At 43.8% G+C, this 13,660-nt stretch carries 12 protein-coding genes; 6 read left to right on the top strand and 6 right to left on the bottom strand.

Annotated elements, in window-relative coordinates; genetic code table 11:
- Positions 1–350: 350 nt before the first annotated feature.
- The 6 genes from J4N43_RS16335 (at position 351) to sstT (ending at position 5,785) form a co-directional block, all read left to right on the top strand.
- Complete coding sequence (locus tag J4N43_RS16335; RefSeq protein WP_031778872.1) at positions 351–1,268, top strand: polyprenyl-phosphate transporter; 918 nt, start codon at positions 351–353, stop codon at positions 1,266–1,268.
- 243 nt (positions 1,269–1,511) lie between these two features.
- On the top strand, positions 1,512–1,937 hold the full coding sequence (locus tag J4N43_RS16330; protein WP_025768641.1) for a hypothetical protein: 426 nt from the start codon (positions 1,512–1,514) through the stop codon (positions 1,935–1,937).
- A 9-nt stretch (positions 1,938–1,946) separates the two neighbouring features.
- The gene (locus tag J4N43_RS16325; protein ID WP_042522188.1) at positions 1,947–2,561 is read left to right on the top strand and encodes an SCO family protein; all 615 of its coding nucleotides are present in this window, start codon (positions 1,947–1,949) and stop codon (positions 2,559–2,561) included.
- A complete protein-coding gene (locus J4N43_RS16320; RefSeq protein WP_053350190.1) occupies positions 2,551–2,859 on the top strand; it encodes a PTS sugar transporter subunit IIB in 309 nt (102 codons plus the stop codon). The genes J4N43_RS16325 and J4N43_RS16320 overlap by 11 nt, the downstream gene beginning before the upstream one ends.
- 275 nt (positions 2,860–3,134) lie before the next feature.
- Positions 3,135–4,211 carry a ribosome small subunit-dependent GTPase A gene (rsgA, locus tag J4N43_RS16315; RefSeq protein ID WP_053350189.1) on the top strand — a complete coding sequence of 359 codons (1,077 nt, stop codon included), beginning with the start codon at positions 3,135–3,137 and terminating at the stop codon, positions 4,209–4,211.
- 356 nt (positions 4,212–4,567) lie between these two features.
- Complete coding sequence (gene sstT, locus J4N43_RS16310; protein WP_005374821.1) at positions 4,568–5,785, top strand: serine/threonine transporter SstT; 1,218 nt, start codon at positions 4,568–4,570, stop codon at positions 5,783–5,785.
- A 65-nt stretch (positions 5,786–5,850) separates the two neighbouring features.
- On the opposite strand, the gene pdxY is transcribed toward sstT, so the two are convergent.
- The 6 genes from pdxY to J4N43_RS16280 all read right to left on the bottom strand — a co-directional run bounded on the left by pdxY (position 5,851) and on the right by J4N43_RS16280 (position 13,301).
- The gene (gene pdxY / locus J4N43_RS16305; protein ID WP_053350188.1) at positions 5,851–6,720 is read right to left on the bottom strand and encodes a pyridoxal kinase PdxY; all 870 of its coding nucleotides are present in this window, start codon (positions 6,718–6,720) and stop codon (positions 5,851–5,853) included.
- 101 nt (positions 6,721–6,821) lie between these two features.
- Positions 6,822–7,010 carry an AbrB/MazE/SpoVT family DNA-binding domain-containing protein gene (locus J4N43_RS16300; protein WP_017634469.1) on the bottom strand — a complete coding sequence of 63 codons (189 nt, stop codon included), beginning with the start codon at positions 7,008–7,010 and terminating at the stop codon, positions 6,822–6,824.
- Between the two features lie 147 nt (positions 7,011–7,157).
- On the bottom strand, positions 7,158–8,468 hold the full coding sequence (potE, locus tag J4N43_RS16295; protein WP_005384657.1) for a putrescine-ornithine antiporter: 1,311 nt from the start codon (positions 8,466–8,468) through the stop codon (positions 7,158–7,160).
- Between the two features lie 61 nt (positions 8,469–8,529).
- Positions 8,530–10,710: an ornithine decarboxylase SpeF gene (gene speF / locus J4N43_RS16290; RefSeq protein ID WP_044129606.1), complete on the bottom strand. Its 2,181-nt coding sequence runs from the start codon at positions 10,708–10,710 to the stop codon at positions 8,530–8,532.
- Between the two features lie 410 nt (positions 10,711–11,120).
- Complete coding sequence (locus tag J4N43_RS16285; protein WP_025768646.1) at positions 11,121–11,567, bottom strand: helix-turn-helix domain-containing protein; 447 nt, start codon at positions 11,565–11,567, stop codon at positions 11,121–11,123.
- Between the two features lie 537 nt (positions 11,568–12,104).
- Positions 12,105–13,301, bottom strand: coding sequence for a tetratricopeptide repeat protein (locus J4N43_RS16280; RefSeq protein WP_053350186.1), 1,197 nt, complete (start codon positions 13,299–13,301; stop codon positions 12,105–12,107).
- Positions 13,302–13,660 lie beyond the last annotated feature (359 nt).

Raw genomic sequence — 13,660 nt, 5'->3', positions numbered from 1 at the left:
AGGGTCGAGCAGTATTATGCATTAATCATGCCAAAATGCAAAGACTTATTTTTGGGCACAAGATCTCATATAAGCTGGATTTATTCACGCGCAAATTATCAAAATGCAATTTGATAATGCAAAGTGCAATTGCATAATGCAACCAAGATTGATAATTGATAGTAGAGTTAATCATCTCAAAAATGTAAACCAAGCATTAAAAGCTCGTTACGGCGGCATTGTCTCTTGGCGGGTAATAAAGATAGGCAATAGATTGGATATAAAACCAAGTAGTTACAGCACTATTTCATACTTTTTTCATCGCAATGTTTGTATACTCTCTGCCATCGAAACGACTTAGCATTAGAGCAATGAACTACTTAATTACTTTCTTCAAGGGAATCGCCATGGGTGCAGCAGATGTTGTACCTGGTGTATCTGGCGGCACCATCGCGTTTATCACTGGTATTTACGATACGCTGCTTGAAAGCATTCGACGCATTAACCCCTCACTTTTCTCTATCTGGCGAAAAGAAGGGGTTAAAGCCGCGTTTAATCACATCAACGGATTCTTCCTTATCGCTCTGTTTGCCGGCATTTTCACCAGTATTGCAACGCTAGCAAAGTTGATTACTTGGCTTCTTGACACACACCCGATCCCACTTTGGTCATTTTTCTTTGGTCTGATTTTGGTCTCTGTGTATCACATTATTCGTCAGGTTGAGCAACGCGATCTTGTCCGCTTTGTCATTCTGCTCGTTGGTGTCGGGTTTGCTTATAGTATTACTGTGCTCAAACCTTTACACATGGAACCAACGGCCATTAACACCTTATTCGCTGGAGCTATCGCGATTTGTGCGATGATCTTGCCGGGTATCTCTGGCAGTTTTATTTTGCTGCTGATTGGCATGTATGCTCCTGTATTAGCCGCAGTGAAAGGTTTTCAAGTCGATACATTAGCGCTATTTTTGTCTGGCTGCGTGATCGGTTTACTGTCCTTCTCTCACTTATTGTCGTGGTTACTACGCAAGTTCCGTGATTTCACCCTGATGTTTTTGACTGGATTAATGATTGGTACGTTGCCAAAGATTTGGCCATGGAAAGAAACCATCACTTGGCGCACCAATTCGAAGGGCGAGCAAGTGCCATTGCTACAGCACAACCTATCACCATTTGAATTTGAACACGTGACATCACAACCTTCTCAGTTAGTACTTGCTGTCGTAATGATGCTTGCAGCCATTGCTCTGGTTTTGGGTCTAGAGAAATTCGCAGATTCAGATAAATAACTTTGGTATCAAACACATACTGAACCAAATAAAAACGGAGCCAATTGGCTCCGTTTTTATCTATTGGCTAAGGGCAAAACATCTCAATTGAAAACTCTGCTGTATTTGATGCAATAAAGTCCGTCGCGTTACTAAGAAGCTGGTCACCGAGGTATAACGCACAATTTACCGAGGTCACGAGTTGGCGAGCGGCGCATCTGTGCTACGATGCTCGTAATGTTAAGTGATAAATGCTGAACCTTAATGAAACTGTTACAAATCGCCGCTGTTTCAGCCGCATTAGTTGCGGGATTTTATGCCCCGACTCTAATAAAAAGCTTTTCTTCTTCCACTCAAAGCAAGTCAATAGATGAATACTGCTTTCTCTCTACAACCTCTTGCGTCCAAGAAAATGTTACGATGACGCTAAACTCAGAAACTGCTCAACCCTTGGTTCCTACCACTCTAAATGTTGAGTGGCATACAAGCGATGCTAAGCAACTCATCCTAAGTCTTTCAGGAAGAGAAATGGAGATGGGTGAGCCTAAGTTTTTGCTGAAGCAAATCGCTCCTGGCCAATATCAAGGTGACATCATTCTCCCGGTTTGCACGGAGGATGCAATGACTTGGGTTGGTGAACTCAGTGATGGAGAGAATACCGTTTACCCTGCTATAAAAATGCAAAGATAAGGAATCGTTATGAGCCGCAATTGGTCCCTATTTCTCGTAGCTGCTTTCGCACTCGGGTTTGGCGTAAAGAGCTATTTAGATAATCAGAAAACGAAGCCAGAGCAAGTGGACAGTTCCACCTCTCAACAAACGGTATTGTTTGGGGAAAATAACCAAGCCGTCAATATCTTCGATGTGAATGACCCTCGCATCCGAGTCGTCTATTTTGGCTTTACTCGCTGCCCAGACGTTTGCCCAACTTCTCTTGCAATGTTGGCAGGAGCACTGAATCAAATTGATGACGCGCAAAAAGCACAACTACGCCCGATGTTCATTTCTTTAGACCCAGAGCGTGATGAGGCCGATGCATCAGCAAAATATGCCCATTACTTCCATCCAATGATTGAAGGCCTATCGGCACCACTTGATGTAACGACACCTTTGGCACACAACTATGGTGTCATTTTCCGCAAGACAGAATTGGAAGGCTCGGAACTAAAGTACACGCTGGATCATAGCTCTTACTTTTACTTCTTGAAGCCGGATGGCACGTTAATCACTAAAGTACCGCATACGCTCTCGCCGGCACCGATTGTTGAAGCCATTTCAAAACTAACGACCGAAGGCTCTTCAAATGACGGTTAAGTCAGTGCTGAAGCAATTTTTCAATTTCCTAACTCATACCAACCCCAATGTCGAACAAGACGTCGATACGATCATTGACGCCATTGGGGGCATAGAGAACCTGCTAGAAACTGGTGCATGTGCGACTCGGCTGCGTCTTACCCTCAGAGCGACGTCCGTCATCGATAAGAACGCACTCAAAAATCATGACGCGCATGGCGTCGTGATATTGGATGATCGTCATGTCCAAATCATATACGGCTTAAAAGCCAACACGTATTCGCAAATTATGGAAGAGCGCATCACAAAACAAAGTTAATATTTTTGCAGTATAGCTACCCTCTTTAAAAAACGGCGGCTATACTCTTTTGGCTTAATTAACTCACTTATTTATTAACCAACGAAGAGGACACAAGATGATTGTATTGAATAACACTAACTGGGCATCGCAAGGGTAACCCTAACAGCACCAACTCTGTGGCATAGCCACAACTTCCCTTCTCTGCCCGGTCTTCACCGGGGTCAACTCTATCCGAATTAGACCCTAATGCGATTTGTATTAAGGCGCTTTGTTGCGTCTGGGATAATTCAATAATGAATCAAACACATACTTTTTGTGACACATTAGTTTCAACTTCAAACCCTCTAAAACAATTGGGTTGGAAACCATTTTTTCAGCAACAACTGACATTAGACGATTACGACAACACTATCTTTGCTCGTGTAATTGCGCATCACCGAAGTGGTTATTTATTGGCAACAGAAACTGGGCAAGTTCATCTTAATGCCCACCATTCTTTACCCAATATGACCGTCGGAGACTGGGTAATCTTAAATGAAGATCAGCAATTTGTTCGCTTACTGGATCGCTTGAGCCTCTTTAGCCGCAAAGCCGCTGGCAGCAAAGTGGCAGAGCAACTTATCGCAGCCAATGTGGATACAGTGTTTATCGTCTGTTCCCTTAACGACGACTTCAATTTAAGTCGTATTGAACGTTATCTTGCCTTGGCTCATGAAGCCGAAGTCGAACCCGTCATCGTGCTTTCCAAAGCCGATTTGTGTGACAATACTGATGAACTAAAAAGCCAAGTACAGAAGCTCGACCCTCTATTAGCTATAGAGACAGTCAACGGCTTAGAAATAGAGAGTGCTTCTAAACTCATGACCTGGTGCAAAGAAGGACAAACCCTCGCTTTTATCGGTTCTTCAGGCGTTGGCAAATCAACTCTTGTTAATGCATTACTCGGGCAACAAGAACAGGCAACTGGGCATATTCGTGAAGACGATAGCAAAGGGCGACATACAACTACATCGCGCTCTATCCATCTATTACCTGATGGCGGCATCTTGATTGATACTCCGGGAATGCGCGAGCTTCAACTAGCAGATTGTGAATCGGGGGTCAGTGAGGCATTTTCTGACATTGAGGCGCTCGCTCAGCGTTGTCGCTTTGGCAATTGTAAGCACCAAACTGAGCCAGGCTGCGCAGTTCAAACTGCGATTGCAAATGGCAAACTGGAGGTTCGTCGTTTCAATAACTATCAAAAACTATTGCGAGAACAAGCCTTTAACCGCGCGACTTTGGCAGAGCAACGAGCTCAAAGTCGACAATTCGGTAAACTTGCTCGCAATGCCATGAGTGATAAGCGCAGGCGCCAACAAAGTTATTAATTTGTTGCGTTTGAGTTGTCAATAAAATCAAAGGAGACGAAAGTCTCCTTTTTAACAACTTTATTAAAAACCATTACTCATAACTAATGATAATTTTCAACATAAAAATCTTATTTAAATAACATTGAGCAAACATTTAATCCAAAAACAAACTAAAACTAGACACAAAATATTACCAAGCTAAGATATGTGATATTCAGCAAGAAAATGGCTGAATTTATAAAAACAGGATAATTGATAATCATGTGTCTTAGTGACCAGAAGCAATGCTCACCCCTTGTAATATAAGGGCATTATCGCCGTGTAATGATGGACTATTGCCCTGCCACTCTGGCATAAAATTGCAGGAATGATGTATGCAACACAACAGCCTCGTTGCCCGATATGCTCGTGGTAACCTCGTCGTCCAGATCCTTGTCGGTATCGTCTTTGGTATTTTGCTCGCGACAATTTCTCCAAGCCATGCCGAAAGCGCGGGATTAATTGGTAGCCTTTTTGTCGGTGCGCTTAAAGCGATCGCGCCAATTCTTGTGTTTATTTTGGTTGCCGCTTCAATTGCAAACCAAAAGAAAAACCAACACACTTACATGCGCCCAATCGTTGTACTGTACCTGATGGGTACATTCTTCGCGGCGCTATCAGCAGTGGTTCTAAGCTTCCTTTTCCCGACCAATTTAACGCTTGTCACCGGCGCTGAAGGTGCAACGCCTCCTCAAGGTATTGCTGAAATTCTACGCACATTGTTGTTTAAACTGGTCGACAACCCAGTAAATGCACTAGTAGAAGCAAACTACATCGGCATTCTTGCTTGGGGTGTGGGTCTGGGTCTTGCACTACACCACGCATCGGCAACAACGAAGGCCGTATTTGAAGATCTAAGCCACAGCGTGTCTCACATTGTGCGCTTTATCATTCGTCTTGCACCATTTGGTATCTTTGGCTTGGTTGCTTCAACGTTTGCGACAACAGGCTTTAGCGCGCTAGCAAGCTACGCACACCTTCTGGCGGTTCTTCTTGGCGCAATGATGATCATCGCACTCGTTGTAAACCCGGCGATCGTGTTCGTTAAAACCAAACAAAACCCTTACCCACTTGTATTCCGTTGTCTACGTGAAAGTGGTGTAACAGCGTTCTTCACTCGTTCAAGTGCAGCGAATATTCCAGTAAACATGGCACTATGTGAGAAGCTAAAACTGGACGAGGATACATACTCAGTATCTATTCCTCTAGGTGCGACCATCAACATGGCTGGTGCTGCAATCACTATCACAACACTAACGCTTGCAGCTGTGCACACTATGGGTATCGAAGTTGATCTACTGACTGCGCTACTGCTCAGTATTGTGGCTGCGGTTTCTGCATGTGGCGCATCAGGTGTTGCAGGTGGCTCTCTACTACTTATCCCACTTGCGTGTGGCCTGTTTGGTATCTCAAACGACGTAGCAATGCAGGTTGTAGCGGTTGGCTTCATTATCGGTGTGATTCAAGACTCTGCAGAAACTGCGCTAAACAGCTCAACAGACGTTGTCTTTACGGCAGCAGTTTGTAAATCAGAGCAGCAAAAAGCTCAGTAAGACTGACAGAACAAATAGAAAGGGGAGCCGATGATGGCTCCCCTTTTTTGTTTAATTGCGCTCAATTACGCGGTGACCAAAGCCACTTCTTCAATCAGGAAGTGTTTGCTTGGTTCAACAAACTCTTGCTGCGCAGCAATAGTTTGCAGTTCCCACTCACCCGCATGGTACGTTGCACTCAACACCCCGTAACACGCGTCGTGACAATGTTGGAAAGCTTGTTTAGGAGACCAGCCTTTTAAGAGTCCCGCGGTAAAGATAGCTGAAATAAGATCGCCCACGCCAACAGGTTGTTTAGCAAACTCAAATTGAGGACGCTTCGCAAGGTAAATGCCTTCTTGCGTAGCCAATAGCATGTTGAAGCTGCCATTTTCTAGGCAGTAAAGGTGCTTAACTAGCACCACTTTTGGACCTTTCTCTAGCGCACGTTGGCATGCGGTGATCGCATCGTCTAATGAGTGGATTTCCATCTCAGCAAATTGACTTAGCTCGAATTGGTTCGGAACGATCACGTCCGCCTTTGGCATCAAACGCGTTAGAAGATTTTCAGCAATGCCCGGAGCCACAATGCAGCCTTTGTCTGGCGCGCCCATCACAGGGTCGCAAACGTAAAGTGCGTTCGGGTTCGCTTGCTTCACTTTCGTCACGGTATCTTCAACAGCAAGGCACTGCTCTGCGCTACCTTGGTAGCCCGTCAATACCGCTTGGCACTTTTCCAGCGCGCCGATGTTACCAAGTCCACGAACTAACTCGCTGATGTCTTCAGCCGCAAACGCTCGCCCAGTCCAGCCTTCTTGATACTGCGTGTGGTTAGAAAATTGAACGGTATGAATCGGCCATACTTCGAAACCCATGCGTTGCATTGGGAAAACAGCACTGCTGTTACCAGCATGACCAAAAGAAACATGAGATTGTATAGAGAGGATACCTTGCATAGTACCTTACCTCTTATTGTAGTTATCGATAGTTCAAAGACAGCGGCAAGCGCCAGTTTTGCGAAACCAGTAGTGTATCCGACAAACCAAGATTCTCTAACTCAATTCTCCTCAATATCTTCAGAGTAAGTTGGCGCGCTGGTTTTCAACACCATCTTCTTAATTTCCATTTTGTCTTTATTCAGTGCGATTTCTAGGGTATCTCCTTCCCTTATCCCGAGCTGAGCTAGGATTACGCTTGGAATGACTACGGCGGTGTCGTCACCGATTTTAACAGGTTGACTTATCATCTTTCGTCCTCCAAATGTCGAAAATGAGTTTTCACGCCATTGGATGTCTAGCCTCAAATGCATTGAGCTGACTTGGGTTTGGCGTAAATGCCTAAAAACAAAGAGCCTTCCACACCGCGTTTGGGAAGGCTCTTTCTGTATTATTTTTTAATTTGCTAAAGGCTCATGCTTCGCAGCAATCAGACCGTAAGCACTCCAGCCTAGGAAGGTTACGATAGAGCCCCACATCATCGCTTCGTAGCCGGAGCCGTAAAGCGCATAGAAGCTGTACAGAGAGCCAATCAGAGCGATAACGTTGGTGGTTTTCATCTCGCGCTCTGGCACGTGTGCTACTTGCTGCATAATAAATATTGCGCCCATACATAAAATGTAAGGAATAACGTTTGTTACTACCGCTAGGTTAACCAGTGCTTCGAACTGCTCGTTCAGCGTTGGAGAAATCGTCATTAGAGACAATACTGATTGGATGATAGTAATCGCGATCATACCTTTGATCGGTGTGCCGCGTTTGTCCACTTGAGAGAACAATTTAGGGAAGAAGCCCGCATCAGAAGACGATTTGAACACTGACGCGATAGTGAATTGCCAACCCAATAGAGAGCCCGCACAAGCCAATACCGCCATACCAGCAACCGCTTTACCTGCTGCTGAGCCAAGCATCACAGACCATACGGTTGAGAATGGTGCGGTAGAAGCGGCAAGCTCAGAGTTTGCAACGATACCAGAACAGATGTTTGTCGATACAATGTAAACCACAGCAGCAATCAACGTACCGCCCAATACTGCGATTGGTACATTCTTCTCTGGGTTTTCTACCGCTTCTGAGTTCGCACAGGCCGATTCAAGACCAAGAAACGCCCATAGTGTCATGGCAATAGAAGCACTCACAGCTTCACCAAATGGTAGGTGGTGTGGGTTCCAAGCTTCGATGTACATGGTTGGGTTAAACCAGAACCAACCAACAATACCTAGCGAACATACCGGTAGGATCACACCCCATACCGTGAAGGTACCGATTTGACCTGTGATTTTCGCACCACCAAAGTTAGCGAAAGTACAAATCCAAAGAATGGCGATGGTGTACAAACAGGTTTCGACCGGAGATAGGGTCACTTCAAAGAATGCGGAGCCGTAACCCACACAGGTAATCGCGATCGCAATATTCGCAATAAGGAGCGACAAACCGTAAGTCCAGCCCGCCATAAACGCACCCGATTTACCGAATGCGTAAGACGCGTAACCGTTCATACCGCCGTCTCGTTTACTAAAGCGACCACATTTTGCAAACACATAAGCCAACGCCAAAGAGCCCGCAGCCGTGATCAGCCAGGACAACACTGAAATGGTACCCACTTGCGCCAGTTTACTTGGCAGCATGATAATACCGGAGCCAGCCATATTGATGAACGTCAGAATGGTTAACTGCACCACCGACATTTTTTTAGTTTCAGTACTCATAAATTATTCTCCACGAATAAGCGGTTCGCACCGACGCCGGAGCGTGGTGCGAACGGGTAGATTAATCTTTTAGGACATAACAATGTGCGGTAGTGCGACCGTTAACATCTTCAAGGTACACACCTTGAATTTCTGGCGCGAAGCCTGGGAAGCGGTTAATGCCTTCTTCTAGAGATAGGAAGTAATCCACCACCTGTTGAGTCCAGACTTCACCAGTGATCACACAGATAATGCCTGGAGGGTAAGGAAGTGCACCTTCAGCGGCTACGCGGCCCACGGCCTCTTTAAGTGGTAGGTAATTGCATTCACCACGGAAGTATTTGCGTGTTGCTACGTCAGGTTTGTGAACCATTTGTGGGAAGTACTCGCTGCGGAACATCGCTTTTTGTAACTGTTTCACGTTCAGCTCTTTGTACATGTCATGCATTTCCTGACATAGCTGACGGATGGTGTAGCCACGGTAGCGTTCTTTATTCGCTTCGTAGACGCTTGGAAGTACGATACTTAAAGGGGCATCATCACGGATGAATTTTTCGAATCGGTTAATTTGAGCCACAAGGTGACGGATCTTACCCATATCTTCCGCAGGAGTGAGTAGGAACAAGATAGAGTTCAAGTCGCACTTTTCAGGGATGATGCCATTTTCACGAAGGAAGTTCGCTAAAAGCGTTGCAGGAATACCAAAGTCTGCGTAGCTGCCATCTTCAGCAATACCTGCTGTGGTTAGTAGCAATTTACATGGGTCAACGAAGTATTGACCTTCACCGTACCCCTCGAATTTGTGCCAGCTTGCGTTTGGCTCAAACATGAAGAATTTCTTGTTCGTTGCGATCACGTCAGTGTCGTAGCCGCCCCAAGGTTGGCCTTCGACTTCATCTGGAATGAACGGACGAATCAATTCACAACTCTTAAGGATTTCTTTACGCGCTTCGATACCTGTCTTAACCGCATCGCGCCATAAACGCAGACCTGCTTCGCCGTCGTGGATCTTCGCGTTCACATCAAGCGCAGAGAACAGTGCGTAGAATGGTGAAGTCGATGCGTGCATCATAAACGCGTTGTTAAAGCGTTTGTGGTTACAGTAACGAGCTTGACCTTTGATATGGCGGTCTTTTTTGTGGATTTGCGATGTTTGAGAGAAGCCAGCTTGTTGTTTGTGAACAGACTGAGTCACGATCACACCTGCGTCTTCTGGTTTCAAATCCAGCAGCAGTGGTGAACAGTCTTTCATCATCGGGATGAACTGCTCGTAACCAACCCATGCAGAGTCAAACAGGATGTAGTCACAAAGGTGACCTATCTTATCCATTACGTAGCGAGCGTTGTAGATAGTACCGTCATAAGTACCAAGTTGGATAATAGCAAGACGGAAAGGACGTTCATCGCGTGCACGTTCTGGGTCCACTTTCGCGATTTGAGCACGAATGTATTCTTCATCGAAACAGTGTTCATCCATACCACCGATAAAGCCCCAAGGGTTACGCGCCGTTTCTAAGTAAACTGGCATACCACCCGCTTGGATTAACGCACCGTGGTGGTTCGATTTGTGGTTGTTACGGTCGAACAGTACCAAATCACCTTCAGTTACCAGCGCGTTACAGACTACTTTGTTTGAAGCAGAAGTGCCGTTAAGTACGAAGTAAGTTTTGTCCGCGTTAAATACTTTTGCAGCGTGCGCCTGCGCTTGATGTGCAGAACCTTCGTGGATCAGTAAGTCACCTAAATCCACGTCCGCATTACACAAGTCACTACGGAACAGGTTTTCGCCGAAGAAATCGTAGAATTGTTTACCCGCTGGGTGTTTTTTGAAGAACTGACCACCTTGGTGTCCCGGACAGTCAAACGCTGAGTTACCCATCTCAACATAGTGCGTTAATTGCTTGAAGAAAGGAGGAAGCAGACGACATTCGTACTTGGTTACTGCTTCGTTGATTTGACGACAGTAGTACTCAATAGATTGTCTTTCTAAATCGATAACGCCAGTTAGCCAAACGTAATCTTCAGCCGAAACTGGGTTTGCATCCGTTACTAAGAAAACTGGAATACCGTAACCCGTTTCAGAAATCATTTTATGCAGACCTGCTTTAATGTCTGCTGAAGTAATAATAGCCGCACCAACGTCGGTTAATTCAACTTGCTCTAAAGGTTGTAAATGACGATTAAATTGTTCATCTAAAGATTCAGCTAATAAACTGAAGTCTTCTGGCATGTAATTACTAACACCTATAATTAAACGTTTCATTTGGAATATCTCTTTTTTGTTCTTTAAAATTGACAGGTACAGATATTACAAACGAAAACGACATTTAAAATTCAAAAAACAAATTTCGTGATTAAATTTTCATATTTAAAAGTCTTATTTTCTCGAATTAAAATTTCGCGATCTTCATCACTTTCCAATTGATAGCCCAATGATATTGAAACCAGGCTTAAAAGGAAAAATAATTAAAAATTGTGTGACCACAGCCATTGTTGTTAGAAATAAAATATCAAGAAAATAATTTTTTGAGATTTCCATCACTATATAATTATTAGGACTATATTATTAGGAATGATAAATATTTTAATTTTAACTAAATTTAAACACATAATAAAAAAGCCATCAACACATGTATTGATGGCTTTTTACTTTAGGTGCAAAGGAAACACAATTCAATTAAATAAATGACTATCTAGTTTGACTCCATCATTCGACCATTGCTGATAACGTTTTACAGACATGCCTGACGAGTACATAGTGTGTTTACAATCCATGCACTCGACAAAATACAAGCCACTCATGCCAGCCATAACGTGCAGTCTACGGCTATCGCAACGCTTACAGGACAAGCGTTTTACTTTGGTATTGACGTCAATACGACGAGCAAAGTTTAACGTTTCATGAGAACATAAAGCCTCAACAGCACTATCTTTAAATGGATGTTCGCTCAACAAGTAATTAATGGCGTAATCATACACCGGGGGGATTGAAGATTTTCCACTTTCAATATTACTTATTTTAGCGACGGAAACACCTAATAAAGAAGCGAACTCAGCCTTACTGTACTCTAAGATAAACCTTGAAGAGATAAATTTATCTGCACTAATGATTCTCAACATACACAAATCTCTAATATAAATAAAAACAGAGATAAAAAATTATCTCTATTTATTATGAAACATGTAATGAAAAAGTTACTTCCTAGTGTAATTCTGCATATTAACTATGCTATTTTATTTTTACGTTATCTTGCGCCTAATTAATCATAAAATCAATAATCGACACCTAAATATAAAAGAACAATTTAAGATTTATAATACATTTTTTAATTTACATTATTAGATAAAGTAATGAGTACTATTCACCTATAAATTGGGGCATCAAGTATTGCTCTTCAATCATTATTACTATCAATTGAAAAGGCTTGATCTAAGCCCAATAGCGGAAGTAAATAAAGAGGGAAAAACCTCTTTTTTAAGGTAAACAGATCCCATCTTAGTTAAGTACTAAAAATATGTTGAAAAATCGCATAAATAGTATGCACATCAGTAAAATGACTGCTTAAGTAAGTTTACATTCTGTTGTCGTGACTGATAGAGATACTGGCAAAAGAGCAAAAGAAAAGCCTCACTCTTGAGGCTTCTGGATAAGATAGGTTATGGTTGAAGGAAGTTTTGAGTGAAATCGAGCGCCTCTTTAGAAAGTTTTTTTTCGTTGGGCAATGTGCTTGCCTGGTCTTCTGCTGTTACCGTTGTCATGTTAGGCTGAAAATCTAGTGTTGATGTATCCTCCCAAGCTTCGGAGGCGTCTTTATTCTCATCATTCAACACCGCATTGAGCTCCTCTTCCGCAGGAAAATACGCTTCGCGTTTGTACACTTTGTTAAGGGCTCGAATAATAGAGTGCTTTCTCACCATTCCTGAGGCCAGCTTTCTTTGCAACGGCTTCGCTATGGACTGCAATCCAACGACAACATCAACACCAATATTGGTCGCCACTTCATCACGCAACGTACGCGCAGGTTGGTAGCCCATATTGGCAGCAAGAAACAGCCAAACGTAAGCAATTGCATTACCCGTTTTACCTTTATCCTTCCACGCTTCGCCAGCATGATACATCGCTTTAGCACTGCCACCTTCCGCGGCCCGTTCCAGCCAGTAGCAACCTTTAACCATGCTTTTTTCTGTACCAATGCCATTTAGGTAACATAAGCCGACTTGGATCTTGCCATCTGCACTGTCTTTTTCCGCCGCTTTCATAAACCAGTAAAGCGCATCTGCACTGCGTCCTGCACTATTGTCTGGTGAAAGCTGCCATTCCCCCATATAAATCATGGCATCAATGCAGCCTTCTTCGGCGGCAGTTTCAATCAGTTGGTTACCTTTTGGGATATTTTTTTCAGTTCCTCGACCAAAGACCAAGGCCTTGCCCGTCGAAAATTTCGCTTCGGTATCCCCTTCCATTCCCGCAATTGCGGTGCGCCAGAAGTTTGCCTGCTCTTTTAAAATCACATCTTCGCGCATGCGTTCACTTAAGCGAACAATGCCGTACATCCCCGTCACATTGTCCAGTTTAGCGGCTTTATCATACCAATACAGCGCTTGACGAATGTTGTCCTTTTCGGCTTCTTTCGCTAGAAATAAAATGGTGGGGATATGCCCGGTTTCTGCTTTGAACTCTCGCTCTTTACGCTCTTGCTCTCGCGCTTTATGCATCGCCTTTCGATAAGCGGCTTCGCGAGCTTTCCTCTCTGCCTCGAGTCTCTGTTTCCGCATCGACAACGAGATCATCCACACAAATATCAGGACGAGTGAAAGGCCAGTTGCCGCAATGGCAATGCCCATACTACTCATAAATAGCCTCTTTTGGTTTCAGGGCCCAATTCAACTCCCTTTCAGGGAAATCTTATGATTACGCGCCGACATAACGCCGACTACCTTCATTATATAACGACCACTTAGCGAAAATCTGAAGCTTGCGAAGACTTAATGGCGGTATTTTATTCAACATCACTGCAACTTATTTTTAAAAGAAAAATATAGCCCTCATTTTTATAGAACTTAATCACGGTTTTGGGGCTGAGACATTCTCATCCCCTATCATCCCCCCTTACTCATCCCATAAAAATTTACATTTTAATGATGTGCAGAATCTCTCACTATGCGCCTGTTTTATTATTTAATTTGTGAACAAAATCGACTGTGACAGAAAA

It is taken from the genome of Vibrio sp. SCSIO 43009 (genome assembly GCF_023716525.1).
Taxonomy (GTDB): domain Bacteria; phylum Pseudomonadota; class Gammaproteobacteria; order Enterobacterales; family Vibrionaceae; genus Vibrio; species Vibrio alginolyticus.
The sequence above is the reverse complement of the archived record's forward strand: the minus strand, read 5'-3'. Positions and strand labels throughout refer to the sequence as shown.

Excerpts from the sequence above, each read along its gene's own strand:
- J4N43_RS16335 (WP_031778872.1), top strand. The coding sequence starts at position 351 with ATGAACTACTTAATTACTTTCTTCAAGGGAATCGCCATGGGTGCAGCA.
- J4N43_RS16330 (WP_025768641.1), top strand. The coding sequence starts at position 1,512 with ATGAAACTGTTACAAATCGCCGCTGTTTCAGCCGCATTAGTTGCGGGA.
- J4N43_RS16325 (WP_042522188.1), top strand. The coding sequence starts at position 1,947 with ATGAGCCGCAATTGGTCCCTATTTCTCGTAGCTGCTTTCGCACTCGGG.
- J4N43_RS16320 (WP_053350190.1), top strand. The coding sequence starts at position 2,551 with ATGACGGTTAAGTCAGTGCTGAAGCAATTTTTCAATTTCCTAACTCAT.
- rsgA (WP_053350189.1), top strand. The coding sequence starts at position 3,135 with ATGAATCAAACACATACTTTTTGTGACACATTAGTTTCAACTTCAAAC.
- sstT (WP_005374821.1), top strand. The coding sequence starts at position 4,568 with ATGCAACACAACAGCCTCGTTGCCCGATATGCTCGTGGTAACCTCGTC.
- pdxY (WP_053350188.1), bottom strand. The coding sequence starts at position 6,720 with ATGCAAGGTATCCTCTCTATACAATCTCATGTTTCTTTTGGTCATGCT.
- J4N43_RS16300 (WP_017634469.1), bottom strand. The coding sequence starts at position 7,010 with ATGATAAGTCAACCTGTTAAAATCGGTGACGACACCGCCGTAGTCATT.
- potE (WP_005384657.1), bottom strand. The coding sequence starts at position 8,468 with ATGAGTACTGAAACTAAAAAAATGTCGGTGGTGCAGTTAACCATTCTG.
- speF (WP_044129606.1), bottom strand. The coding sequence starts at position 10,710 with ATGAAACGTTTAATTATAGGTGTTAGTAATTACATGCCAGAAGACTTC.
- J4N43_RS16285 (WP_025768646.1), bottom strand. The coding sequence starts at position 11,567 with ATGTTGAGAATCATTAGTGCAGATAAATTTATCTCTTCAAGGTTTATC.
- J4N43_RS16280 (WP_053350186.1), bottom strand. The coding sequence starts at position 13,301 with ATGAGTAGTATGGGCATTGCCATTGCGGCAACTGGCCTTTCACTCGTC.